General features: G+C 48.0%; 23 protein-coding genes. 13 read left to right on the top strand and 10 right to left on the bottom strand.

Annotation, left to right across the window (positions count from 1 at the left end):
• Nucleotides 1–177 precede the first annotated feature (177 nt).
• The gene (cysS, locus tag BLS44_RS08520) at nucleotides 178–1,680 is read left to right on the top strand and encodes a cysteine--tRNA ligase (protein WP_090389656.1); all 1,503 of its coding nucleotides are present in this window, start codon (nucleotides 178–180) and stop codon (nucleotides 1,678–1,680) included.
• A gap of 9 nt (nucleotides 1,681–1,689) precedes the next feature.
• Here the strand turns inward: cysS and BLS44_RS08515 are convergent, their stop codons facing one another.
• Entirely contained in the window at nucleotides 1,690–2,127 is a 438-nt protein-coding gene (locus tag BLS44_RS08515) for an aspartyl protease family protein (protein WP_218127716.1), read from the bottom strand.
• A 62-nt stretch (nucleotides 2,128–2,189) separates the two neighbouring features.
• Between BLS44_RS08515 and BLS44_RS08510 the strand changes: the two genes are divergently transcribed.
• The 8 genes from BLS44_RS08510 (at nucleotide 2,190) to BLS44_RS08475 (ending at nucleotide 10,037) form a co-directional block, all read left to right on the top strand.
• A complete protein-coding gene (locus tag BLS44_RS08510; RefSeq protein WP_090389655.1) occupies nucleotides 2,190–3,476 on the top strand; it encodes an ABC transporter permease in 1,287 nt (428 codons plus the stop codon).
• Nucleotides 3,477–3,536: 60 nt separating this feature from the next.
• A complete protein-coding gene (locus BLS44_RS08505) occupies nucleotides 3,537–5,624 on the top strand; it encodes a RagB/SusD family nutrient uptake outer membrane protein (RefSeq protein WP_090389654.1) in 2,088 nt (695 codons plus the stop codon).
• Nucleotides 5,625–5,715: 91 nt separating this feature from the next.
• The gene (locus BLS44_RS08500; RefSeq protein ID WP_143019703.1) at nucleotides 5,716–6,252 is read left to right on the top strand and encodes a hypothetical protein; all 537 of its coding nucleotides are present in this window, start codon (nucleotides 5,716–5,718) and stop codon (nucleotides 6,250–6,252) included.
• Between the two features lie 19 nt (nucleotides 6,253–6,271).
• Nucleotides 6,272–6,793, top strand: coding sequence for a DUF2975 domain-containing protein (locus BLS44_RS08495; protein WP_176954354.1), 522 nt, complete (start codon nucleotides 6,272–6,274; stop codon nucleotides 6,791–6,793).
• 22 nt (nucleotides 6,794–6,815) lie between these two features.
• Nucleotides 6,816–7,349, top strand: coding sequence for a hypothetical protein (locus BLS44_RS08490; protein ID WP_090389651.1), 534 nt, complete (start codon nucleotides 6,816–6,818; stop codon nucleotides 7,347–7,349).
• Nucleotides 7,350–7,351: 2 nt separating this feature from the next.
• On the top strand, nucleotides 7,352–7,561 hold the full coding sequence (locus BLS44_RS08485; protein WP_090389650.1) for a helix-turn-helix domain-containing protein: 210 nt from the start codon (nucleotides 7,352–7,354) through the stop codon (nucleotides 7,559–7,561).
• A 1-nt stretch (nucleotide 7,562) separates the two neighbouring features.
• Nucleotides 7,563–9,005: a S41 family peptidase gene (locus BLS44_RS08480; protein ID WP_090389649.1), complete on the top strand. Its 1,443-nt coding sequence runs from the start codon at nucleotides 7,563–7,565 to the stop codon at nucleotides 9,003–9,005.
• Nucleotides 9,006–9,083: 78 nt separating this feature from the next.
• Nucleotides 9,084–10,037, top strand: a complete 954-nt coding sequence (locus tag BLS44_RS08475; protein ID WP_245729150.1) for an NAD-dependent epimerase/dehydratase family protein — start codon at nucleotides 9,084–9,086, stop codon at nucleotides 10,035–10,037.
• Nucleotides 10,038–10,050: 13 nt separating this feature from the next.
• Here the strand turns inward: BLS44_RS08475 and BLS44_RS08470 are convergent, their stop codons facing one another.
• Entirely contained in the window at nucleotides 10,051–12,009 is a 1,959-nt protein-coding gene (locus BLS44_RS08470) for a TonB-dependent receptor plug domain-containing protein (protein ID WP_090389647.1), read from the bottom strand.
• A 125-nt stretch (nucleotides 12,010–12,134) separates the two neighbouring features.
• Between BLS44_RS08470 and BLS44_RS08465 the strand changes: the two genes are divergently transcribed.
• Nucleotides 12,135–13,634 (top strand): aminotransferase-like domain-containing protein, encoded by a 1,500-nt coding sequence (locus BLS44_RS08465; RefSeq protein WP_090389646.1) that lies wholly within the window; start codon nucleotides 12,135–12,137, stop codon nucleotides 13,632–13,634.
• Between the two features lie 32 nt (nucleotides 13,635–13,666).
• Here BLS44_RS08465 and BLS44_RS08460 read toward each other — a convergent pair whose 3' ends face one another.
• The 7 genes from BLS44_RS08460 to BLS44_RS08425 all read right to left on the bottom strand — a co-directional run bounded on the left by BLS44_RS08460 (nucleotide 13,667) and on the right by BLS44_RS08425 (nucleotide 18,852).
• Complete coding sequence (locus BLS44_RS08460; protein ID WP_090389645.1) at nucleotides 13,667–13,990, bottom strand: hypothetical protein; 324 nt, start codon at nucleotides 13,988–13,990, stop codon at nucleotides 13,667–13,669.
• A 107-nt stretch (nucleotides 13,991–14,097) separates the two neighbouring features.
• On the bottom strand, nucleotides 14,098–15,522 hold the full coding sequence (locus BLS44_RS08455) for a Gfo/Idh/MocA family oxidoreductase (RefSeq protein ID WP_090389644.1): 1,425 nt from the start codon (nucleotides 15,520–15,522) through the stop codon (nucleotides 14,098–14,100).
• 168 nt (nucleotides 15,523–15,690) lie between these two features.
• Nucleotides 15,691–16,176: an aspartyl protease family protein gene (locus tag BLS44_RS08450; RefSeq protein ID WP_090389643.1), complete on the bottom strand. Its 486-nt coding sequence runs from the start codon at nucleotides 16,174–16,176 to the stop codon at nucleotides 15,691–15,693.
• A gap of 491 nt (nucleotides 16,177–16,667) precedes the next feature.
• Complete coding sequence (locus BLS44_RS08440) at nucleotides 16,668–17,057, bottom strand: MGMT family protein (RefSeq protein ID WP_090389642.1); 390 nt, start codon at nucleotides 17,055–17,057, stop codon at nucleotides 16,668–16,670.
• A complete protein-coding gene (locus BLS44_RS08435; RefSeq protein ID WP_245729176.1) occupies nucleotides 17,020–17,172 on the bottom strand; it encodes a DUF5522 domain-containing protein in 153 nt (50 codons plus the stop codon). Before BLS44_RS08435 ends, BLS44_RS08440 begins: the two co-directional genes overlap by 38 nt.
• Nucleotides 17,173–17,206: 34 nt before the next feature.
• Nucleotides 17,207–17,911 carry a tRNA (guanosine(46)-N7)-methyltransferase TrmB gene (gene trmB, locus BLS44_RS08430; protein ID WP_090389640.1) on the bottom strand — a complete coding sequence of 235 codons (705 nt, stop codon included), beginning with the start codon at nucleotides 17,909–17,911 and terminating at the stop codon, nucleotides 17,207–17,209.
• A complete protein-coding gene (locus BLS44_RS08425; RefSeq protein WP_090389639.1) occupies nucleotides 17,911–18,852 on the bottom strand; it encodes a DUF3078 domain-containing protein in 942 nt (313 codons plus the stop codon). The genes trmB and BLS44_RS08425 overlap by 1 nt, the downstream gene beginning before the upstream one ends.
• 148 nt (nucleotides 18,853–19,000) lie before the next feature.
• On the opposite strand from BLS44_RS08425, the gene BLS44_RS08420 reads away from it, so the two are divergent.
• The 3 genes from BLS44_RS08420 to BLS44_RS08410 all read left to right on the top strand — a co-directional run bounded on the left by BLS44_RS08420 (nucleotide 19,001) and on the right by BLS44_RS08410 (nucleotide 22,357).
• Nucleotides 19,001–20,122 carry an arginase family protein gene (locus BLS44_RS08420; RefSeq protein ID WP_245729149.1) on the top strand — a complete coding sequence of 374 codons (1,122 nt, stop codon included), beginning with the start codon at nucleotides 19,001–19,003 and terminating at the stop codon, nucleotides 20,120–20,122.
• Nucleotides 20,123–20,185: 63 nt separating this feature from the next.
• Complete coding sequence (locus BLS44_RS08415; protein ID WP_090389637.1) at nucleotides 20,186–21,277, top strand: WG repeat-containing protein; 1,092 nt, start codon at nucleotides 20,186–20,188, stop codon at nucleotides 21,275–21,277.
• A gap of 24 nt (nucleotides 21,278–21,301) precedes the next feature.
• A complete protein-coding gene (locus tag BLS44_RS08410) occupies nucleotides 21,302–22,357 on the top strand; it encodes a Gfo/Idh/MocA family oxidoreductase (RefSeq protein WP_090389636.1) in 1,056 nt (351 codons plus the stop codon).
• A 306-nt stretch (nucleotides 22,358–22,663) separates the two neighbouring features.
• Here BLS44_RS08410 and BLS44_RS08405 read toward each other — a convergent pair whose 3' ends face one another.
• Entirely contained in the window at nucleotides 22,664–24,241 is a 1,578-nt protein-coding gene (locus tag BLS44_RS08405) for a hypothetical protein (protein ID WP_090389635.1), read from the bottom strand.
• Nucleotides 24,242–24,771 lie beyond the last annotated feature (530 nt).

The following is a 24,771-nucleotide window of genomic DNA, read 5'->3' as shown; positions in this document are numbered from 1 at the left end:
AAAAACGGTTTTGATTGTTTTACCAGGTAGTAATGTTACTATTTAAACAGCATATAAAATGGAGTTTAGCACCGGTTTAACAAACCCGGTTGCCGGGTATATTCATTTTTCTTTTTATCCATCCCCGGTCAAATACCAGCCGCCTCCTTTATATTTGTACTCTTACAAAAAGATGGTATGAGTACACTTAAGATACATAATTCCTATTCGCGCCGGAAAGAACTGTTTGAACCGATTACACCGGGCTATGTGGGAATGTATGTTTGCGGGCCTACGGTAAGCGGCGAGAGTCACCTGGGGCATGCCCGCCCTTATATTACCTTTGATGTGGTATTCCGTTACCTGCAGCACCTGGGTTATAAAGTCCGCTACGTGCGCAATATTACGGATGCCGGGCATTTTGAGGAGGAGGGCCGTGAGGCAGAGGACAAAATTTCCAGCAAGGCTGTGCTGGAAAAGCTGGAACCCATGGAGCTGGTACAAAAATATACCAACCTGTTTCACTGGGCCATGAACCTGTTCAACACCATTCCGCCGTCCATTGAGCCCACGGCCACCGGGCATATTGTGGAGCAGATTGAGATGATCAAAAAGATCATGGCAGACGGGTATGCGTACGAAAACAGTGGATCCGTATACTTTGATGTAAAAAAATACGCGGCCGGCCACGATTACGGGAAGCTTAGCGGCCGGAAAATAGACGACCTGCTGGAAGCCACGCGGGAGCTGGAAGGGCAGGAAGAAAAACGGGATGCCGCAGATTTTGCGCTATGGAAAGCGGCGCCTCCCAAACATATTATGCGCTGGAACAGCCCCTGGGGCGAAGGGTTTCCGGGCTGGCATATTGAGTGCTCTGCCATGGCCACCAAATATCTGGGCGACCATTTTGATATCCATGGCGGGGGTATGGACCTCCAGTTCCCACACCATGAAAGCGAAATTGCGCAAAGCACGATCTGCAATGGCCATGCGCCGGTTAAGTACTGGATGCACAATAATATGATCACCATCAACGGCCGGAAGATGGGCAAGAGCTATAACAACGTGATCAAGCTTACGGAATTGTTCAGCGGCGATCATCCCCTGCTGACGCAGGCCTACCACCCGATGGTGGTACGGTTTTTCATCCTCCAGAGTCATTACCGCAGTACGCTCGACTTTAGTAACGAGGCCCTGCAGGCCTCCGAAAAAGGACTGAAACGCCTTTGGGAAGCCTATGAAAATTTAAAACGGCTGCAGGACCGGGGCGCTGAACTGAAGGAAACGGCGGCAGATCCGGAGCTGGATGCCCATCTTCAGAAACTGGTAGCGGAGTTTGATGAATTTATGAGCGACGATTTCAATACCGCCAAGGTGCTGGCCAATATGTTTGAGCTGGCTCCGGTGATCAATAGCTTCAAAGACAGAACCATCGCGCTTACCAGCATTTCAAAAGCCACTTTTGAGTTGTTACAGCAACAGTTTCATACCTATCTTGAAACCATTTTAGGATTAACCTCGGTTTCCGCTGCCGATAACGAAAAGCTGCAGGATGTAATGCAGCTGCTGATCGAGATCCGCAAGGAAGCGCGCAGCCGGAAAGATTTTGTAACATCGGATAAGATCCGCAACCAGCTGGCAGGGATCGGTATTCTTTTAAAAGACGAAAAAGACGGGAATATCAGCTGGAGTGTTGAGTAAAAGCAAGACCTACTTCAACTTCATTTGGGCAAAATAAGGGTGCTCGGGGTTTACAATCAATTCCTGGCGGTACGGATGTATCAGTACGTCCATATCTTCCAGGGGTATCGATCCAAGCAGCATCTCACTATCGCCGGGGAGCACCATGGCATCCACCACGCAGCGCCTGTTTTTAAACCGTACTTCGATCGGTCCGGCCACATCATATTCCACAATGCTGCCATTGGCCAACTGTCCTTTTCTTTTTTCAACAATATTGAGCTGCAATTGCTCCTGTACGTTTTCATTGATGCACATATATACACTGCCGGTGTCTACCAGCATATTCACTTTGATCCGTTTGATCGCTTCTTCACCGATAATATGGCGACGTGCCAGCGCAAGATCGTCGCCATTGATCAATTCTATTTCTGCATAGATGATTCCCATAGTTTCTTTATTTTTCATACAAACTTACCAATTTAAAGAGCAACCGGCAAGCTGAAAAAACCACTACTTTTGCCACCACGATGTACAAACTTTGGGCAAGCATAAAAAAAGATGGCCGCATCCTGTTGCGGGATAAGGTGGGGCTGGCCCTGATGTTCCTGATGCCCATCATCCTGGCCATCATTATTGCTTCGGTACAGAACAGCACTTTTGAGCTGGTGAACGACAAAAAAGTGCCGCTGCTGGTTATGAGCCGCGATACCGGCGAAGCCGCCCGGGAACTGATCGCCTCCCTTGAAAAAGGGGGTATGTTCACCTTAAAAAAATTGCCGGCCGCCGCAACCGAAGCGGATATCAAAAAAAAGATGGAAGATAAAGAGGCCCTGCTGGCCATCGTTATTCCGCCTCAATATACGCAGGATGTGCTTGCCAAAGCAGAACGGGTATCCGGAGAAGCACTGAAGACCATCGCCATAGCAGACAGCACCGCTGCCGATTCTACAAAAATAAAAGCAAGCCCTTTAACCCTTTATTACCACCCGGTACTGCAAAAATCCTTCCGGCAGGGGATCGACGGTGCGCTCAGCAGCGTATTGCAGATCGTGCAGAGCAAATATATTGTACGGGCATTATATAGCAGCATCAACAACGAGCCCAATATTCCCCAGTCGCTGGAGCAGCAGATCCTCTCCAATGAAACCCCGGTAAACCAGCAGGCGGTTTCCAGGGACAATAGCCTCCCCGTGCCCAATGCCACCCAGCACAATATACCGGCCTGGACCCTTTTTGCCATGTTCTTTATCGTGATCTCATTGGGGAGCAGCCTCGTCAGGGAAAAAACAAGCGGCAGTTTCCTCCGGTTAAAAACCATGCCTACATCGCTATCGGTTTCCATAATGTCCAAACAGATCACCTATATCATCATTACGATGCTGCAGGCAGCTGTTATCTTCAGCATTGGCCGCTGGCTGTTCCCGGTGATCGGGCTCCCCGCCTTAAATATTCCGGCCGATAAGGGCGGGCTCCTGCTGGTGACCTTTCTTTGCGGATGGTGCGCCACCAGTTTCGCCATTTGCATTGGTACCTTTGCCAATACCCAGGAACAGAGCAACGGCGTTGGTGCCATCAGCATTGTACTGTTTGCCGCCATCGGCGGGCTGCTGGTTCCGGCCTTTGCCATGCCGGCTTCTTTCCAGGGCGTGATGCGGGTCTCTCCTCTTTATTGGTGCCTGGAGGCTTTCTATGGCCTGTTCCTGGAAGGTGGCCGTTTGGGCGATATTTCCAAAAATCTTGTTCCCGTACTTATTATTATTGCAGTATTGCAGCTGGCTACCTGGCTGGGCATGAAACGGAAGGGGCTCGCCTGAGGTTTTGTTTCATAAAACACCTAATTTTATCGGTATATATTCGATAAAATATTAATTGCTATGAGAATCCGCACTTACCTGCTTGCTTCAGGAATCATCGTTGCCCTTTTTTCCTGTAAGAAAGATAAAGACGTCAACCCGGAAAAGGAAGCGATCCGGAATGCTGCCGACCTTGCCGGCCTGCTAAAAACAGATGCCTCTGTATCCATATTTACCGATGTATTAAAACAGACCGCTCTTTCGAAGGAAGACCTGGATGCCGGTATCACCCTGTTTACGGTCTCTAATACGGCCTTTGAGAACAGTGGTTCTTCAAAAACGATGGCAAGAGCTGTTACCGCATCCGCCTCTCACCCAAACAGTTATTCAGATACGGTTGCTTCTCCGTCTCTGAATACCAGCAATATCCGGGACCATATCATAAAAGGATTGATCAGTTTTTCGCAACTCCAGAACGGGCAGCGCCTGAAAACCGAAAGCGGAAAGACCATCCAGGTAATAAAATCCGGTGACAGCACCTGGGTAAACGGACTGCTGGTTGAAAAAAATACCCTGCTTCATTCCGACAAGGTGGTTGCCTATAAACTTTCCAGGGCATTGACCAATACGCATCCCAAAGGATCCATTGCTGTTACGGTATACGATGCCACCAAATGGTTTATCAGTCCCCCCAGGGGCCTGCCGCTTGTCAATTATCCTGTGTACCTCTTCCATACCCGTGAGGATTTTGCCGCCACCATCACCGGCACCATTCCCAAATATGCTTACAGGACCCTCACCGGCAATGATGGTATCGCTTTGTTTACCGATGTGATCCCCGGAAAATATTATTTATCTGCCGGAAACCTGAACGAAACAGATACCCTTTTTGCCGAGTTCAACATAACCCCCGGTGCCAATGGTGTGCTGACCGGACTTTCATCCGATTCATTGATCCGGTACGCCACGCCCCCCCCCACACAGCCTGGTGCCATGCCCGGCAACTTTTACTGGACAGACCTCAACGGGGATGGGATCATTACCGGGCAGGACTATATGCCACTTCCGTATCGTTCGGTGCAAACAGCCGATGAGGGAACCGTACCGGCCATTATTTTAGTGGGAAAGGACACACTGAATTTGGAAGCCGCTTTGCAACCGCTGATAAACAGCATTTATATGGCGGCAGCAGATTTTGACAGGATCCGGGTAGTAGCCGATGGTTACATGAGCCAGGATGCCACAGGCAGCGGGCAATGGCTGGCATTTAATAATTTTTCTTTTAATGCCGGCACCCAGCTTATTGCCGATATATGGGCGCTTCCCTGGAAAACGATCCGGTATGCAAATACAATGATCCGTATTTGTAATAATATAAACAGCGCAGATACGGACCCCTACGAAGCACAGGCCCGGCTGCTGCGCGCTTACAGTTATATAAACCTCGTTACCAGCTTTGGAGATGTGCCCCTGATGACGGAGGTCAACATGGATACGGAACGCTATCCGGGCAGGAGCCCTAAGGCCACCGTGCTGGACTTCATTCAGCAAGACCTTGAATTTGCTGCCGCTCATTTGCCGGTAAATACTGTCAGCAAAAATTTTGTAACAAAATGGGTAGCCACCACATTGCTTGCCAAAACGGCCTTGCTGAAAAATACATCAGCAAAAGCCATCGAATACTCAAATGCAGTTATCAGTAGCGGTAAATATGCGTTAGAAGCAGATGCCGGGTCCGTTTTCGGGAATGCAGGCAGCAAGGAGATCCTCTGGACCGGCATGGATCCGTTGTCCGGCGAATTCAAAACCTATTTTTACAACCGGGCCATTTTCCCAACCATCCGGTATGCGGAAGTATTGCTGATGAATGCAGAAGCCAACATCCGCATGGGAAATTTAACGGCAGCACAAAATATGCTGAACCAGCTCCAGGCCCGCAGCAGAAGGCCCCCCGTTACCTTAGATAACAATAATAAATTTGATCAATTGAACCTTATAGTAAAAGCAGAGGCATCCCGGGAAGGGTATCATTTTGCCACACTCGTTCGTATTGGACTTGCAGATGCGCAATTATCCTCCCTGGGCTTCCGGGCCCGTCATGTGCTGCTCCCCATTCCGGAAAGGGAGCTTATACTGGATACTAAAATGGTGCAGAATCCCGGATATTAAGTAAAACATTATTTATTTAAAATAAGACGATAAATATTTTTTGTTTTATTTTAAATACTTGATAACTTTGAAAACTAAAACGTTCATGGTTATGAAGTACAAAACGACTCTTTCAATAATTACATCCGGTTTATGGTGTATCCTGTTATTTTCGGCGCAGGCCCTCATATGGCATATACGGTGGTTCATCCCCTTTATTAAAACCGGCTTCACAAATGTGGTTCCGCCCAACCAGCAACCCCTTGTATGGTTTATAACGCAGATCCTTACCAATATTATTTTTATTTATACCGGCGGCATGCTCCTGAAGCTGTTTGGTCAATATAAAAAGGCAGGCTTTTTCAATTCAGGAGGTCTTCGTGCCCTGCATACGGTTATTTATGCATGCATCGGGCTTGGAGTATTGGGCACTGTAAGAGTAGTAGCCGGCAATATACAGGACCTGCATCTCGAAGAGTGGCATTCCTTATGGGCTATCAGCAACCTGGCATTTCGCAGTTTCCATAACCTGCTCCTTTTTAGAGAGCCCCAATCCATGTACTTTTTACTGGCCGTTTTGCTGTGGACGTTAAAACAATTTCTAAAAACAGCCGCCACTTTGAAAAAAGAAAATGAATCCTTTATCTGATTATTCAACAACCAACATTATGCCTCCGAAATTTAAAATTACCGGCAGCAGCCTGATGGCGCTGAGCTTTCTTTGCATCGCTTTTATTGCAAACCTGGTGGTGGCGATCACCAATTCGCTTTCCTCCGGCATCGCATCTGTTGAAGCGTACCGCAACCAGACATTACCCTTAAGTATCCTGGAATTTATTAAATCAGGGATCATACTGATCATGGGGTATTTGCTGTTCCGCATCATCCGGAACGTTATGAGCCGTGTAAAATGGAATATGGGCTATTATAAAATGATCAAATGGATCGGCTGGCTGAATGTGCTGGTGCTGCTCATCGATGCAGCGGTATCCACCTGGCAGGAATCCGTTTTTTCAAAACAGGATTCCATCATGAATCACCTGGCAGACCACAATTTATATCAAAATGCCCTGCTTACTGCGCTTTTTAACGCGCCGGTATCCTGGTTTCTGACCCTGTGCATCTTTTTAATTGCAGACATATTGCAATATGCCGCTCATGTAAAGATGGAACAGGATACCATTATTTAAAAACCCTTTTCAACAGCAGATCATGAGTTCAACATTAAAAAAAGGCACATACGTCCTTTACCTGGTTTGTGTTATTGGTATTGTGCTGTTTATAAAAGCGACCTTTATTCTCTATGACCTGGCCGTTTCAAAAACGCCGCTGTTTTATGTTACAACACCATGTGCCGGGCTCCGGAAAGCCGTACTGACTATGGCAGCCATCTCCTCGGTGATTACAGGACTGGCCTGCATCCTGCTTTACCGGGCACTGTATACCATTGTTAAATCAGCGCAATGGTCCGGGAGCTCTTCCAGGGCCATCCGGGGCATCGCCCTTTTGCTCATTGCCGGAACCTATGGCACTTCGTTAGCCGCATATATAGGGGATACTTACCTGCTGCACACAACGGTGGGGTGCCCCTTATTTACCGATATCCTGTTTGCCTCACGCGCTAACGGGTATGCACTTGGGAAAACGCTTTTTGTCCAGGGGCCGTTGCTCGGTTGCCTGTTCTTTATATCCCTGTTCCTGGAGTATGTGTACAGTATTAAACAGGAAAACGAATCTTTTATTTAATTATGCCTATAGTGATCAACCTCGATGTAATGCTGGCCAGGCGCAAGATGAGTCTCACAGAGCTATCGGAAAAAGTGGGTGTTACCATTGTTAACCTCTCCATTTTGAAAACAGGTAAGGCCAAGGGGGTACGCTTTGACACGCTGGAAGCCATTTGCAAGGCGCTGGATTGTAAGCCGGGCGATATTATTGATATAGAGCAAAACCAATAACATGATGAAACACATAATCATTACACTGCTTGGTACTATTTGTACCATCGCGGTCTTTTCCCAGGTCCGGAACGGTGGGTTCGAAGACCTTCAGAAAAATCAGCCATCCGCCTGGTTCATACAACCTCAAAGCGGTTATACCAGCTCCGTTGATTCGATGGTCCGGTATTCCGGAGCACGGTCGTTCAGCATTTCAAATGCGACAGAAAAAAGTGCGTTCCAGTCCTTTTCCCAAACCGTACCGCTCAATATTGCCGGTACAAAAAAAATAGTCATCCGTGCGGTGCTTAAAACAAGCGGGGTAGCAGCCAATGCCTCTATCTGGTGCCAGGTCTGGAATGATACTAAACAGATCGATTTCTCAAATCTCGCCATGCAGGGGCAGGTGCTGAACGGCACCAATGACTGGAAGGAGTATTCCGTCAGTTTTATAGTGCAGCCAGACGCAAAAAGACTGGTTTTGGGCGGACTCCTGTCCGGTACCGGTACTGTTTGGTTTGACGATTTTTCAGTAACCCAGGTCAACTTTCCCTCAACACCCGCCGAAGAACCTGCGGCAGGCTTCATAGAAGAGGTAAAAAAAGTCATCCGGAAGAATGCACTCTATTCCGACTCACTGAACTGGAAACAGATCGATGAAACCATTGGTGTGATCTCCGGCGGAATGAAAACCTCCAGCGATGCAAAGCCGGTGATCAGTTACCTGGTGGGGCAGCTGCGGAAAGCCGGCGATAACCACTCCTTTCATATGTCGGTAACCGCATCCAAAAATTATACGCAGCCTGCCAAAAAACTGGAAGACGCAACCAGTAGCCTCCTGCCGGGCAATATTGGTTATATTTCAGTTCCGGGATTTGGCTCTACCAATGATTCTGCCATGACCGTGTTTGCTCAAAAGATCCAGGATCTTGTACGGGAGCTGGACTCAAAAAATAAGATCAGCGGCTGGATCGTCGATCTGCGAAAAAATACCGGTGGGAATATGTACCCGATGATCGCAGGGCTGGGGCCCTTTTTAAATAAAGGATACCTGGGTTATTTTGTAAGAGGGCGGCACAAAAACCCCTGGTCAATTTCAGGAAAGGGCAATAAAGCATGGAGTGGAAGTGCCGTTGTTCCCGCTGCTTACAGGCTAAGAAACACATCCGGAAAAACCGCCGTACTGGTAGGCCCCTCAACGGCAAGCAGCGGGGAGTTTACTACGATTTCTTTTATTGGACAATCCAATACCAGACTATTTGGTCAGCCAACAGCCGGCTATACTACCGCAAACAGCATGTTCCCGCTTTCTGATGGCTCTACCCTGTTACTGGCAACCACCTATGCGGCAGACCGTAAGAAACACAACCACATCGGCCCCATCATTCCTGATATACTGGTGGAACAATTGAAAGATAAGGATGCGGATGTAGAAGCGGCCACAAATTGGATTCTTGAAAAATAAATAACTATTTTCGCCCAAAACGTCAAGGACATCAAACAACAAACGGCAAATATACTGGTTACCGGAGGTACGGGATTTTTGGGCGCCTATATTCTGAAAGAGCTGGTACAGCGGGGATTTGCCGTAAAAGCCATAAAAAGAGATACCTCTAAAATGCCGGCATTCATTGCACCGGAGATCCTGAATAGAGTAGAGTGGGTAACCGGCGATATCCTGGATCTGCTGTCCCTGGAAGAGGCCATGGAAGGCATTGATACCATTATACACAGCGCCGCTATCGTTTCCTTTTCCAAAAAAGAGCGCCGGAACATGTATCACGTAAACGTGGAAGGTACCGCCAATATGGTCAACATGGCGCTGCAGGCAGGTGTACGGCGTTTTATACATATCAGTTCCGTAGCAGCCCTGGGACGCAAAAAGGAAAGCAGTACGGTAGATGAGACTGCGAAATGGGAGGATAATAAAAACAACACCCATTACGCCATCAGTAAATTCAGGGCGGAGCTGGAAGTCTGGCGCGGGTTTGCGGAGGGACTTGAAGGCGTGGTGCTGAACCCCGCCACCATCCTGGGCTATGGCAACTGGAATGATGGCAGCTGCGCCATTTTTAAGAATGTTTACAAAGAATTTGGCTGGTATACTAACGGCATCAACGGCTTTACAGATGTAGAAGACGTGGCCAAAGCCGTTGCCCTGCTTACCGGCTCGTCTGTTACAGAGGAACGTTTTGTGGTGTGCAACGACAACTGGCGTTTCCGGAAACTGCTCAATACGATGGCAGATGCCTTTGGTAAAAAGCAACCGGGAAGAGAAGCCTCCCCCCTGATATCGGGCATTGCCTGGCGCCTGGAACGCCTGCGGTCTTTTTTTACCGGTGCCAAACCCCTCATTACAAAAGAAAGTGCCAAAGTGGCTAACAGCGCAACACTTTTTGATGGGTCCAGGTTGGTAAAGGAATTGCCTGGCTTTGAGTACCGGCCCCTGGAGGAAACCATCCAAAGCGCCTGCAAAGCCTACCTGCGCCACCTGTGAGGTTTCTGAAACCTCACAGGTTGACACGCACACCGCCCTGCAGCCACCGGCCGGGCATAGGAGCTCCCAGCAGATCGCTGTACCGGCGGTCCAAAATATTATCCACCTGCACAAAAAACGCCAGCCTGTTTTTTAAGATCCCGTAAGAGGCTTTTCCATTCAGCAAAAAATAATCCTTTGTGATTGCGGCATTGATCCCCGGGGCTGTTTGCGGCTTGCGTGCTTTATAGATACCTGTGAGGCTCACCGAAACAGGACCGGCACTATAGGTCAGCAGGCCATTTGCCAGGAACCGGGCATGCGACAAAATATAAAAGGAAGGATTAGGCTCGCTGCTTTTACTGTACAGCCATACAAAACCACCATTGAACAGCAATGACTGCCTGTTGGTAAAACGCCGGGTATAGGTAGCATCTGCCTCCCAGCCACTGGTAGTTACTGCTGCAACGTTTTTGGCCAGCGCATAATTACTTCCCTCCACCAGGTTATCTTTCCGGGGCATATCGGCATACGGCGTATTTACCCAATCGATCAGCTGGCTGTGAAAGCGCTGGAAGAAGCTGGTGGAAAACTTCAGGTCCGACCGGCAAAACCAATCCATCCCGGCTTCATAGGTCCAGGATCGCTCAGCCACCAGACCCGCATTTCCCACCCGTCCGCTTCTTACGCTATCCTTTCTGTAATTATTATACAGTTCCGTAAAATCGGCATTCCGGATAGTTTTGCCGCCGCTGGCGCGCAACTGGATACTGCGCATTTTATAGGAGGCCGTCAGCTGGGGTACCCATTCCGCAGGAAGGGAACCGTAAAATTCCATCCTTAAAGAAGGATTCACCATAAAATGCGCTCCAAATTTCCGGATCAGCGAAACAAAGGGAGCCGCCGTATTCAAATGATGATTGCCCCGGTCGTTGGAGCGGATATCCCGGTTCTGGAAATGGAACCCGGCCACAAGATGGGTTTGCTCCGAAAAGCGCTGTTGCAGCGTAACCTGGGTCTGCAGCAGGTGTGATTGATTGTCGTTGGCTATGGATGAGGGGTTAAATAAATACTGGTCCTCCATTGTTTTATATCCTGCATCTATACGCACCTGTGTGCTTCCCTTCTGGTACTGCAGCCGCGCCTGGTTCCACCAGGAACTGATTTTTTCTGATGCTGTGTCCGATGCATAGGTGGTGTAAAAATTCTGTGCAGCAAAATCCCGGTTGTCATAAGCGGTTCGCAATGCGAGGTTCCAGTAAGGATTGAATTTTACCAGCAGCCCGGCAGAAGCCGCGGTATTATGAAAATAGCCCCGGATGCCCCGCTGCGGTACCCCGTTGGCGTTATTGGTCAGGAAACCCGCCCCCACATTTATTTTTTCGTTCTGATAAAACCCGCCGGCACCGGCATTCAGCAAACCATACTCACCGGTACTGATCATGGCTGTAGCCTGTTTTGACCGGTTCTGCCGGTTTTTGTTAAACGCTTTGGTGATAATATTGATCACGCCACCCACGGCATCGGAACCATAGACCGCCGAGGAAGCCCCCTTCAGCACTTCGATCCGGTCGATCTCTACCGGGCTGATGGGGATATAGCCCGTAAAATGCCCGGTATTGGGGTCGTTCAGCCGCAGCCCGTCCAGGATCACCAGTACCTGCTGAAAGGTGCCGCCCCGGATCGAAATGTCTGTTTGGGCTCCCTGTGGCCCCCGCATTTGTGCCTCTACCCCCGGGATGTATTTTAATAGCTCGTCAACCGAGTGTACCGGCAGCCCGGCAAAGGTTTCCCCGCTAATGATGTTGATATTCCTGCCGGTTTCCGAACTTCTTTTTTCTATAACGGATGAGGTTACCGTAACGGGGTCCAGCAAAGTATCCTGTGCCCTGGGGGCCGTTGCCGGTAAAACCGCGGTAAGCATAAGCGTGGCTGACACTAAAAATCTTTTTCTGCGTTGTACCCGTTTTGGCGGCTGATTTGTTCTGCTCATTTTTTAAAAACTATGCGTTCTTTAACCTGATGCCTTTGATCCGTTGCGGCCAAAGGCTTTTCTTTCCTGATCTGCGCCAAAACTATTACCTTGCCGGATGATCGGGGTAGTCCGGTTTTTATATAATGAGTAGTCCGGTTCAGTTACCATATAAAACCATTTTGCCCGTCGACCGGCAAAGTACCACAGCGGTTTACCTGCAGATCGCGCATCAGGTGATCAATGCCATCCAGCGGGGATTTCTTTCGGGCGGTCAGCAGCTGCCCGGTACCCGTGCCATGAGCCTTTTATTACAGGTGCACCGTAAAACGGTGGTGGCCGCCTATGAGGAACTGGATGCGCAGGGCTGGATCACCTCCCTTCCCAATAAAGGCAGTTTTGTAAAACCCGCGTTGCGTAAAACCGCGGGCAAAAAAAAACTGGACGTACTTGGGTTAACCGGGTATCCCGCCAAAACCGGTTTTCCTTTCAGGAACAGTAATATCCTTGATGTGCCGGATGAAACACCCGGGCTCCCGCTTATGCTCACAGATGGCCAGCCGGACTACCGGTTGTCTCCCACAGACCAGCTGGCCCGCTATTATACGGCCGCCTTACGCCGTAAAGTAAACCGGAAGCACCTCGGTTACAGCACCGCCCCCGGCGACTCTTTTTTTAAGAGGCAGCTTTCCAATTTTCTGAACAGTACCCGCGGGCTGCATATTGCTCCTCAGAACATCCTGGTGACCCGCGGTATGGAAATGGGCATGTACCTGGCAGCCCGCACGTTAATTGATGCCGGCGACATCATATTGGTAGGCTCACCGGGTTATTATGCGGCCAACATGACCTTTCAGCAATCCGGCGCGCAGTTAAAGACCGTGCTCGTGGACGAAGAAGGTATCGATGTAGAAGCGGTGGAGCGGGTCTGCAAAAAACACCGGGTGCGGCTGCTATACATTACCCCCCACCATCATTACCCAACAACGGCTACGCTTAGCGCACAGCGACGTATCGCATTGCTAAAGCTCTCTGTAGCCTATGGCTTTATTATACTGGAAGACGATTACGAGTATGACTTTCATTATCAAAGCAGCCCCATTCTTCCCCTGGCCAGTGCCGATACCGACGGAATGGTGGTATACCTGGGTTCCTTTGGTAAAACGCTTGCCCCTGGTTTTCGCGCCGGCTTCCTCATTGCACCGGACAACCTGATCGCAGCAATGCAGAAAGTACAGGCCATTATAGACCGCCAGGGCGATACCATTATGGAGCAGGTATTGGGCGAACTGATCGCCGAAGGTGAAATTCACCGCCATTTAAAAAAAGTGCAGAAGATCTACTATGAACGGCGCAATCATTTTTGCGAAACCCTGGCCATGCAGCTGGGCAACAGCGTTTCTTTTTCCATTCCGCCCGGGGGGCTGGCGGTGTGGACAAAATGGGAGCAGGGTCAGAATTTATTAAGGATCAGTAAAGCCTGTGCCACACAGGGTTTGCAGCTTCCGCAGTTCCTGCTGTATCAAACACGGGAACTAAGCGCGATGCGCCTGGGCTTTGGGAATTTTACTCCTGCAGAAGCCACCATTGTGTTAGATATGCTGAAGCAGGCGGCAGCACAGGCATCCGGTTATCGTTTTGAGTAAATACGCATTTGTTAACAGGGGTTGCATCCCTCTTAACGCAGGGTAACCGGCTTCCCTTTTCCCTCCATCCGGTCTGTATATTCCACACTGCCCAGCCGGAAGCGAAACGATGTTTTGGTAGCTTTTTCCAGTTTCAGCTCCTGCCGGCACATAAAGCCCAGATGATTGTAGTAAACGGTGTTAAGGGCCACAGGTTTTATGCTAAAGGGGCTGGCTCCTGCTTTTAAAAGCACTGGTACCTTGTTTCTTTTTAAGGTATCTGTTGTACTCTTTACCTGTGCGGCAGCCGGAAGGCTGCAGACGGTTAATATCAGTACCCATAACGGGTTCCCTTTTATAGCCGGAGATCTTTGCACTTTTAAAAGTACAAATTGTTTTTATTAAATGCCCCCCAATAAAGAAGGGGCGCCTTTTTCAGACAACCCCCTCTTTGTTGGAATGTTATTTCAGCCGTGATCTGTATCTATATTTTATAATAGTCTTCCCATCCTTTGCGTGGAGGAGCCCCTGTTAAAAAGGCATCTGCAAATGCATTGTTGGTGATCCTTTTGGTAGCCCGGTCAAATTTGATCGGCTGGTTTAACCGCTGGGCCATAACCCCCAGGCAAAACACCTGGCTCAGCGGGCCTGCAATTTCAAAAGGTGAACGGGTTTTTTCCTTGCCCTGGCAGGCCAGCAAAAAGTTGGCAAAGTGATTGGAGGGGCTCTTGGGCACTTCCGGCAGTTTATGCTCCATTTCCTTTGCTTTTTCCGCAGGAATAATGCTGAGGGTGCTGGCGTGAGAGCCTCCTTTAAACGTAAGCGTTTTGCTGTAGATCTCTTTACCCGGGTTCAGCTTTACTGCCTGGGCCTTTTGACCATTTACGGTAGGAATGCTGGAGTCCAGCTCAGATGCTCCAAATCCTTCGGGAAGCTTGGGCTGGTTATTGATACCGTCGTACCAGGTGATCACCACCGGCGGCATTTTTTTCCGTTTGGGGAACTTAAACTCAATCGTGCTGGACATCGGATAGAAATAGTCATTATGCCCTTCCAGTTTCAGCGGCGTCACTTCTTCCGGCAGGCCAAGATCCAGGAACTGGTGCGCCGTATCCAGTATGTGTGCACCCCAATCGCCCAGGGCGCCCATACCAAAGTCGTACCAGCAGCGCCACTGTCCGTAGTGGAAATCCTTGTTAAAATCGTGGTACATCTGTGCCGACAGCCAGGTATCCCAGTCCAGGGTTTCCGGAACCGGCTCAGCTGCGGGGAACTTTTTTATATTGGTGTCCCACCCATGCCAGCGCCGGGGGCTGTTCATGTGAGCGGTTATCGCTGTTACATCTTTAATGATGCCGGCTTCTACCCAGGCTTTAAACTGGAAATAATTTGCCTCGGAATGGCCCTGGTTTCCCATTTGGGTAGCCACATTCGGGTACTTTTTTGCAGCCTTCATCATTAGCTCCACTTCATGGAAAGTACGCGCCATGGGTTTTTCCACATACACATGTTTGCCCAGTGCCATTGAATGTACGGTAATGGGAAAATGCGCAAAATCCGGTACCGCAATGGTTACGGCATCGATGTCTTTTGCCATTTTATCATACATCTTCCGGAAATCCTGGAACCGGGTTGCATTGGGAAATTTAGCCATGGTGCCCTGCGTGTGTTTGGCCCCCATATCCACATCGCACAGTGCCACCACATTTGCGAGGTTGGTTTTTGCAAAATCACCAATGATCTCTGCGCCACGGTTACCGATGCCGATATGCGCCAGGTTCACTTTACCATTAGCACCCATTATGCGGTTGTAGCTGGATGCACTTACTTTTGTGAACATACCGGACAATGCCACGCCGGTGGTAGCCAAGGCTGTGTTTTGTATAAAAGCCCTTCTTGTTGTAGCCATTCCTGAAAAGTTATTTTGTCAAACAATCTTAAAAATAAGCAGCAGTGATCGTTGTTGAACGACAGCTGTCCTTTTTATCCTCAATTTTAGGATAAAGCGAATTTATGTATTTTAGCTTTCCCGGATCCGGAAGATATCGAAATCGTTTTAGTTGGACTTATAAGCTGATTAGCGGCGGATTCCTTTTAGTTTTAGTTGAGCATAATAAGGATGCTCCGGGTTTACTACCAATTCACGGCGTTGAGGATGAATAAGCACATCCATATCTTCCATAGGAATGGCCCCCAATAACATTTCATTCTCCCCGGGAATAACCATGGCTGTAGTAACACACATCCTGTTTTTAAATCGTATTTCAATGGGCCCCACCACATCATATTCCACCACATCCCCATTTGCCAACTGTCCTTTTCTCTTTTCGCGGAAAGGCAAATCCAGTTGTTCCCGAACCGTATCATTAATGCACATATATTCGCTTCCTGTGTCAACCAGCATGCTAACCGGCATACGTTTTACTTCATCTTCTCCAATAATATGCCGGCGCGCCATTTCAAGATCTCCGGCATTTATCAATTCGATATCTGCATATATTACTCCCATAAAAGTGTTTACACAAATATACAAATTTGGCAGGTATCGTTTCTTTGCCGGCATTTATCAAAAAATCGGACTATTCCGGCTTTATCTTTATTACCTTATTCCCGCGCATGATCACCAGGTCTGTTTTTTTTCTTTTTTAAATTCGATCAGTCTTTCGTAAACCTTTTCTGTTCACTCAACAACTCGTTTATCCTGTAAAGCATAATGCTTCCCGCTTCTAAAGAAACCGTATCCGGTTGAAATGGAGAAAGCCCTTTTGCTATTTCATCGGCGTTTACAAACTCTTTACAATTCAGGATTTCCGGCAAAATTGTATAAGATGCGGTCGTTTTACCCGCACCATTGGTGCCCGGCTACAATATAGAGTTTCTTTTCCAACATAGTCAAAGGTAGAAATTTGGTGTGGGAAAGACTCCGACACAGAGCTCTAACATAAAGTTTTTCAGCTGACCTCTTGTTGGCTTATACTTTCGCATTGAGAGCCGGACCTATTCGACACTCGAAAAGGGCCCTCTTTTACCTTTACTCAAAAAACGAGATACTTTTTAACCCAGTTCCAACACCGGGTCCCAGAACCGGGTCTTAAAATCCACCACCTTATCGTTCTTTATTTTGATACCTTCTTTTTCCAGCAGCTCCTGCATGTAGGTTGGTGTTTTGAAGGCATGTTTCCCGGAAAGCAGCCCGGCGCTGTTCACCACCCGATGCGCCGGCACTTTGGGTTTTACCCTGCCGGCTCCACTCATGGCCCAGCCTACCAGCCTTGCCGATTTACCGGAACCGATTGCCTTTGCAATGGCTCCATAGGAAGTCACCCTCCCCCTGGGGATCTGCCGGGCTATATCGTAGATGAGATCAAAGATGCTGTCGTCCGTTTTGCCCGAAGGCCGCAGGGCTTTAAGTTTTTCCGGATTGCTGTTGCTTTTTACGCTCATTGAGTAATTGCGTTCTTTTAGGTTCAGGAACATTTTCATATGCATAGGGACAATGCCGGCAGCCGTTGCTGCAACAATATCCCCGCTGTAAATGGTACTTTTCTGTGAGTACCATTTTACCCTCTTCATTTACATAATAGTCTTCCCCCTCAATCAAGCTCATACCGGATCGCCTCTTTTAACTCCAGGTCCTTTGCTTCACCGGCAAGCACGGACGGCAACTGGAAGGACACATAGTGGATCCTGTTGCTTTCGGCAATGTCCAGGCTCTCGTAATAGGTTTTTATTTTCAGTTCTTCCGGAAGGGTTGCTTCCTTATAAAGATCATCCGTATCTTTTAAGACCGGGCATTGATACATTTCCAGTACTTCTTTGGTGAACCGGTGCAGGTTAGGACTGTCTGTTTTCAGATGAATAATCCCTCCCGGCTTTAACACCTGCTGGTAGATCCTTAAAAACCGGGGATGCGTCAGCCGCTTTTTTGCCTTTGAAAACCGCAGCTGCGGATCAGGGAAGGTGATCCAGATCCCGCTGACCTCGCCCGGTGCAAAGTACTGATGCAACTGTTCGATCTGGGCCCTTAAAAAAGCCACATGATCCAGCTTTTCATGGAGCGCCTTTTTTGCACCGGCCCATAACCGGTTGCCCTTGATATCGACCCCAATAAAGTTATGCTCCGGGTATAAGCGGCCCAATCCCAGGGCATACTCCCCTTTTCCGCAGGCCAGCTCCAGGGTAATGGGCTGTTCATTTTTAAAATAATCCCTCCATTTCCCCTTTACATCCTGGGGAAACTGTAACACATTATTAAATGTATTCAATTCTGCAAAACGTACCAGTTTCTTTTGTGCCATTATCTGTTGCTAAAGCGATATGAAAGTCCGATTCCCAGCATCGATCGTATCTGTGGCCGCGCCGACTTTCCTTCAGGACCAAAAAGGCGGACGTCATCGTCATAAATAAGATCCACGGCATAATTGATCGCAAAGAGCTTACCCAGCTTCATGCTCAGCAGGTTGGTCCAGTATACGTCAATATTCTGCGGGTTATGCAGGTAGTTGGAGTAAAAGTCTGCCCGGCTCTTAAACGAGATGGACTTGTTGAACTCTTTGAAAAAATTTACGGTGGCAAAGGCGCCAAACTCCGTTTTTACATGCCTTCCGGTATCTACCCCGTATGCGCCCCGGGCAGAAAGCGAATCATTCATAACAACCGTCCAGCGGGCGGTTACCGGCGAAACAAAGATGGAGAAGGTTTTTGATGGCTTATAGGTAACCCCCGGGCTTAGCAGCAAATAGGCGGGTGAAAGAAACTGGGAGGTAAGTATTTTTGACGTATCCGTATTATAGTCGTACCCCTTCAGGATCTGCGAACGGAAATTAAATAAAGCACCTACATCCCATTTTTTACCTACATCATAGGCGTATTTCGATACCAGGTCGATCCGGTCATCGTTCTTCCTGGTGCCGAGCGATGTGGTATTCATATACCCCAGGTTCAGGTCCAGTGTATTGTCCCAGTGATTTCTTCCGTTCTGATAAAAAGCATAAGTGCTCAGGAGCGAGTTTAGCGCCAGAGAAAACTTATCACCACCGGCCGACCAGTTGCTCAGCGATCCCTGCGCAATATTCAGGTTAAAGACGCCACCGGTTTTCCAGGTCATCTTCGTGGTATCATTGGCATCCTTTGCAATATTACGATCCGAGTCTGCCTGTAACTTCTTCACCGTTTCATCCTGCGCATGTACACCATAACCTGCACTTAAAAGCAGGGCCATCCATAAAAATTTCCTCATAGTGATTGATTTTGGCCCCAAAAATAAGCGTTCCTTTTTTAAAGCAGGTCAACTCCCCGCGGCTTCTTCCGCAAATCCTCCAAAAACTTTATAAGCGGTTCTTCAAATCTTTCCCTGTTTATACTATCTTGCAAACATGTCAGACCACATGAGTATCGAAGCGTTCTTATCACCCGTTAACCTCCGGGAAATAGCGGGTGACGAAAGTTATAAACCCAATCAAATCGGCAGTAGTATCGATCTTCATGAAGAGTTTTTCCCGGACCTGGAGCTTACCGATGTAGTGCTGGTTGGTTGTGGAGAGCAGCGGGGCAACGGCATCCTGGGCGCCCCCAGCACCGCACCGGACAGCATCCGCCGTCATTTTTATTCCCTGTTCTTCTGGCATGAAGGCATCCGGATCGCCGATATCGGGGACATCCGGCAGGGTGCTTCCTATACTGACACGGTAGCTGCCCTGAGAACGGTGACCGCCGCACTCATTGAAGAGGGGAAAACGGTGATTATCCTGGGCGGCTCACATGATCTTACCATGGCTCAATATGGTGCTTATGCCGCACAAAAAACCGTTATAGAGGCATCCATTGTGGACGCAGTGATCGACCTCGACATGGAATCGCCCTTTGCCAACGACCATTTCCTGATGGAAATGCTTACCGGGGAGCCCAACTATATCCGGCATTACAATCACATCGGCTTTCAAAGCTACCTGGTACACCCGGGAATGCTCCAAACGCTGGACAAACTGAAGTTCGATTTTTACCGGGTAGGACATGTAAAAGAAGATATGGAACAGATTGAGCCTGCGATCCGTAGCAGCCAGTTGTTCTCCTTTGATATCAATGCGATTGCCCATGCCTATGCCCCCGCCAACCAGCTTACGCCCAATGGCTTTAACGGGGAGGAAGCCTGCATCCTGATGCAATACGCGGGTATGAGCACAGCAGTGAATACCATCGGCATTTACGGGTATGATGTAAAGAAAGATCGTGATGAATTAACGGCCAAACAAATTGGCCATATGCTGTGGTATGCCCTGGATGGCATTCATCGCCGCAAAAGAGAGGCGGCGCTTACCGACAAAGATTCCTTCAACGAATACCAGATGATCTTTTCGGAAATAACCACTACTTTTTACCAAAGCAAAAAAACAGGGCGCTGGTGGATGCAGCTGCCGGGCAATGAGCTTGTACCCTGCAGCTATAAGGATTACCTGCTGGCTTCTCAGGATGAAATCCCCGACCGCTGGTTCCGGGCACAGCAGCGGTAACCCTGGCTCCGGATGCGCATTTATAACGGGTTTATTGCAGGCCCGGCTTATATATAACAAATTATGTTATCAAAACTTCGTTGTACACTGTTGCTTGGGTTCTTTTTTCCTTGCGGGCTTTTGGCGCAAAACAGCGGGCAGTATACGGCGCTTTTTGGTGAACCCACATTGGAGACGGCCTATCCGTTTCATGAACAAAGAGCACTTGTGGTTATCGGTGACCACTACCAGTACCTTACCGATAAAGGCATGCGGCTCCCCTTTCTGTTTAAGCGCGCATCTGAACATCCCGGTTTTTTTGAAAACGGAAGAGCGCTGATTTATACGCCCGGGGGAAAATACGGATACATCAATCCGGAGGGGCTACTGGTGATTGATACGATGTATACCTATGCCCGGCCCTTTTCCGATTCGCTGGCGGTGATACGGCGGAATGGTTTTTGGGGGTATATAGATATTCATGGAAAAGAAGTATTATCGTTTACTAATAAATATGATATTCTTACCCCCTTCAAAAACGATGTTGCGGTGGTATATAATACAGGTAATACTCTTTCAGATGATCTGCAATTTGGGGTTATTAACAAAAAGGGCGAAGTGATCATTCCTCTCCAATTCAACCGCATTGCCGGATTTAATGAAGGTTATGCCATTGCCGGCCGGGAAAAAGACGGAGGAGTTGGTATTATCGATAAAACCGGGAAATTTGTAGTACCGGAGCGGTATGAGGTGCTCAGCGACGTACACGAGGGTGCCTGCGCTTTTCAAACGGCCAAAAGTAATAAATGGGGATTCATCAACCTGGAGGGTAAAGAAATAGTGCCGGCGATTTATGAATATGTGGGCGATTTTCATGATGGACTGGCCTACGTGGTGAACGAGGGGCAAAAAACAGGGTTCATTAATAAAAAGGGAGTGGTGGTGATCGGGTTCCGGTTTAAAGATGCGGGCGATTTTTCTGAAGGCCTGGCAGCCGCAGCAGTTGACACCATAAAAAACAATAAAAGGGCAACGCTGTACGGTTATATAAACAGGCAGGACCATTGGGTCATTGAGCCTTCATTTGAATCGGCAATGCCCTGCACCGATGGCAAAATGCTTGTATCTTATTGGGTAAATAACCAGCTGAAACAGGCGTACATACAAAAAAAATAGTATAGCAACAAAATCAAATAAACAATGAGTCATCCAATTATTACCGGTATTGCATCTTTTGGCATGAGCGGAAAGATCTTTCATGCACCATTTATCAATGCCCATCCGAACTACGAGCTCAGAGCCATCGTTGAACGGCATAAAGAAGATTCCCGGGAACGTTATCCCGATTCCAAACTATATCGTTCTTTTGAAGAACTGATCGCGGATCCGGAAATTGAGCTGGTGATCGTAAACACACCCGTTCAAACCCATTTTGAATATGCGGTTAAAGCATTGGAAGCCGGTAAACATATCGTAGTGGAAAAGCCGTTCATGATTAATGCCGCTGAGGCGGAAGAAGTGGACCGGCTGGCTAAAGAAAAGGGCCTTTTCCTGAGCGTTTACCAGAACCGCAGGTACGATGGCGACTTCCGTGCTATAAAGGACGTGGTAGCGGAAAATATGCTGGGTGAGTTAAAAGAAGTAGAACTGCGGTACGACCGTTACAGGACCGGTCATAGCGGTAAGGACCATAAAGAAGGCAACAAACCCGGGGCCGGCAACCTGCACGACCTGGGCGCGCACCTGATTGATCAGGCCATCCAGCTATTCGGGTTCCCGGAGGCTGTTTTTGCCGACGTGTTTACCATGCGGAAAAATATGGAAGCCAACGATTATTTTGAAGTACTGCTGTATTATCCCCGCCCGTTCCGCGTGCGGATCAAGGGCACTGTTTTTGCCAAAGAATCGCCCTACCCCTTCATACTACAGGGCGAGAATGGCACTTTCCTGCAGCAACGGTCCGACCTCCAGGAAACCCGGTTACAGGAAGGCGCCGTGCCATCGGTTGAAACCTGGATCCCCACGCCGGAAGGGTTCGATGGCGTATTGCATACAACTATTAATGGTGCGGATGTAAGAAAACAGACCCGCTCAGAAATGGGTAATTATATGGACTATTACGAAGATGTTTACAATGCGCTCCGTAATAGCCGGCCCAACCCGGTACCGGCTGCCGATGCCATCCTTACGATGAAGGTGATCGATGCTGCCCTGCAAAGCAGCCGCGAACGGAAAGTGATCCCGCTGGCCTCATGAGCGATGTGTTTGCTCCAGGTTAGAACCGTGTTTCACTGCTCACGGATCATCGACGGGGGCCTGGTTTAAAGTTCAATGTTCAAAGTTTCACGTTAGTGCCGTGTTTTACCCCTCAAAGATCACAGGAGGGTTTTGGGTTTAACGTGGTTGAACATTGTTGAATGTGGTTTCATATTATTTAAAGGGGGCTGATAGCTCCTATGTTTATTTAAAGTTTCAGGTTCAACGTTAGATCGTTGTGCGTGCCTAAATGTTCTATTGATGATGATTATGTTCTTTCCGATGATCAAAACTGAAGACTGAAAGCTACTTATCTGCCAGCACCGGCACTACATGTTTGCTCCGTTTGCTCTGCTGGAACTTCTCTTCAATGATGGTCCGCATAGGCTTGCGCTCCACCTTGCTTTCCAGCCAGGAAATAATATCGAGGTAGGCAAAAGAGCGGGTCTCAAACCGGTTCTTCTCCAGGTGTTTTACTTTATCCAGGAAGCGCTCAAACTCCGGTATCAGCTCCCGGCTGGTAAACCGGAACGATCCCCTGAAAAAGCGGAAGATCTCCTGCTCTATCACGGTAAGGTTCTTCATCTTGGACATATACCGGAAAACCGATCGGGTCAGTGAATCCATCAGCTCCAGGTTGCCCATTTCATAGTGCGCCAGCAGGTGTACCAGCCTCGCATAACATTGCAGGTCCGTTCTTAAGCCCGAAGAGTCATTAATGATCTTCTGAAGATAATCGATGCAGGTGCTGTAATCTCCCGAAAGGAAGTACAGCATGGCTATCTTATAGGTGATCACCATCACCCGGTGCCGGTCAAGGAACAATGCATACTCCGCCAGTTTGTCCTCGATAAAAGGAACCTCTTTAAGCCCTGCATTGGTTTGCCCGGTAATGGTAAAATAATTGATCTTGGCGCTGGCAATGTATACAAACGACTGTACCCGGAAATTCTCATTGCTCTGCACCCGTTTTGAATGGCTGAACTCCTCGAACTGCTGCAGGTCGATGCTGAATTTTTCGTAATTCCTCAGGTCAAAATGCGCATTCAGCAGGTTGTGGTATCCTTTAATAAAGTGCCCCGTTTCCGTGCGCTGCATATTGGGTTTTTCATAAAACAGGTCCACCCATTTTTGAACATAGCGGTAGTATAACAGAAAATCCTGCCGGATAAACGCGTACCAGGTATAGGCCTGGTAATAATAAAGCCGCTCGTAAAATCCCTCCTGCTGGGCCGATCCCGAAGGCAGGTTCTGTTTAAAGAATTTTTTCACCTTATCTTCTTCCGCCTCATTGCGGGCATGCCCGTTGGCAATATAAAAGCCATATACCTGCAATGAAAGATTCGACAACCGGGTGATCATGTTCAGTTTGGTATTGACCTCGTTGGATTCTTCTGCCAATTCGTCCATCCGGCTCACAAAACTGTCCGTCACGTTCAGGGCCTCGATCCGCTTTTCAAGCGATAGTAATTGCGGCAGAAAAAAGAACTTCTGGTTCAGCTTGGCCATTTCTTTGGCTTTATCGATCACCCGCAGGCTTTGATAAAACAAGCCCTTCTTATACAGGATATGTGCCGAGTCGAACAATTCATTTAATTGAAGATCAAGGCTTTCACTGCTTTTTAGCAAGCGGAGCCCGGCCAGTATCTCCTTATAAAGATGGGATTTAAGGTTAGAGAGCTGCGGTTTTGTTACCTCCTTCAGTTTTTTCAGCACCAGCTTTTCATCATATTGCTGCAATTTGTCCATTGCATCAAACAATTTGATCACTTTCAGATCTTCATTACCGGAACTCCGGGTAATATAAAGCTTAAAGTGTCGCTTTTCCGACTTTTCCAACGATTTTATTAACTGAAACAGGATATCTCCCGGCTTATTCGGCATAGCTACAAAGTTAAATGCAAACCTTTCAAAAACATAAAAACGCCCAAAATACCCTTGGACATCTCCGCGAAATTAAGCTGTAATCCAGTAACGACGGGCATTTTAATGTTTTTATAACAGCTTAGACATACCGTATTTCCTCAATAATTGGTTTGGAGTGCCCTTCCGGAAAGTATTATCTTTGTGTAACAAATGAGGGGATAGGAAAAGTGAGACAAAAGCTGCAGGCAGCAACAAAAAGAGTTTTTTAAGTTTTTTCATATGGCAAGCAATCGTTAGAGGTCAGTCCGTTTCTACGGAAGGACCTTTTTTGTTTTCAGCACCATTATAAATTCAAAATGGCAAGCCGGCCAGATCCACACAATCTATAAAAACGGGTTATTTAAGGTGTGTTCATTAAGAAAAAAAAGAAAGCAACCGTCAGAGGCAATCAAACTTAGAGGTCATCTTCGTGTAAACAACCCAGGTTATTTACATCTGTAAACAAACAACCAATTATCGGTTAATAAAAAGTTAATTGATTACAGGCA

It is taken from the genome of Niabella drilacis, from assembly GCF_900101395.1.
GTDB classification, from domain to species: Bacteria; Bacteroidota; Bacteroidia; order Chitinophagales; family Chitinophagaceae; genus Niabella; species Niabella drilacis.
This window is presented reverse-complemented; position numbering and strand designations above follow the sequence as displayed.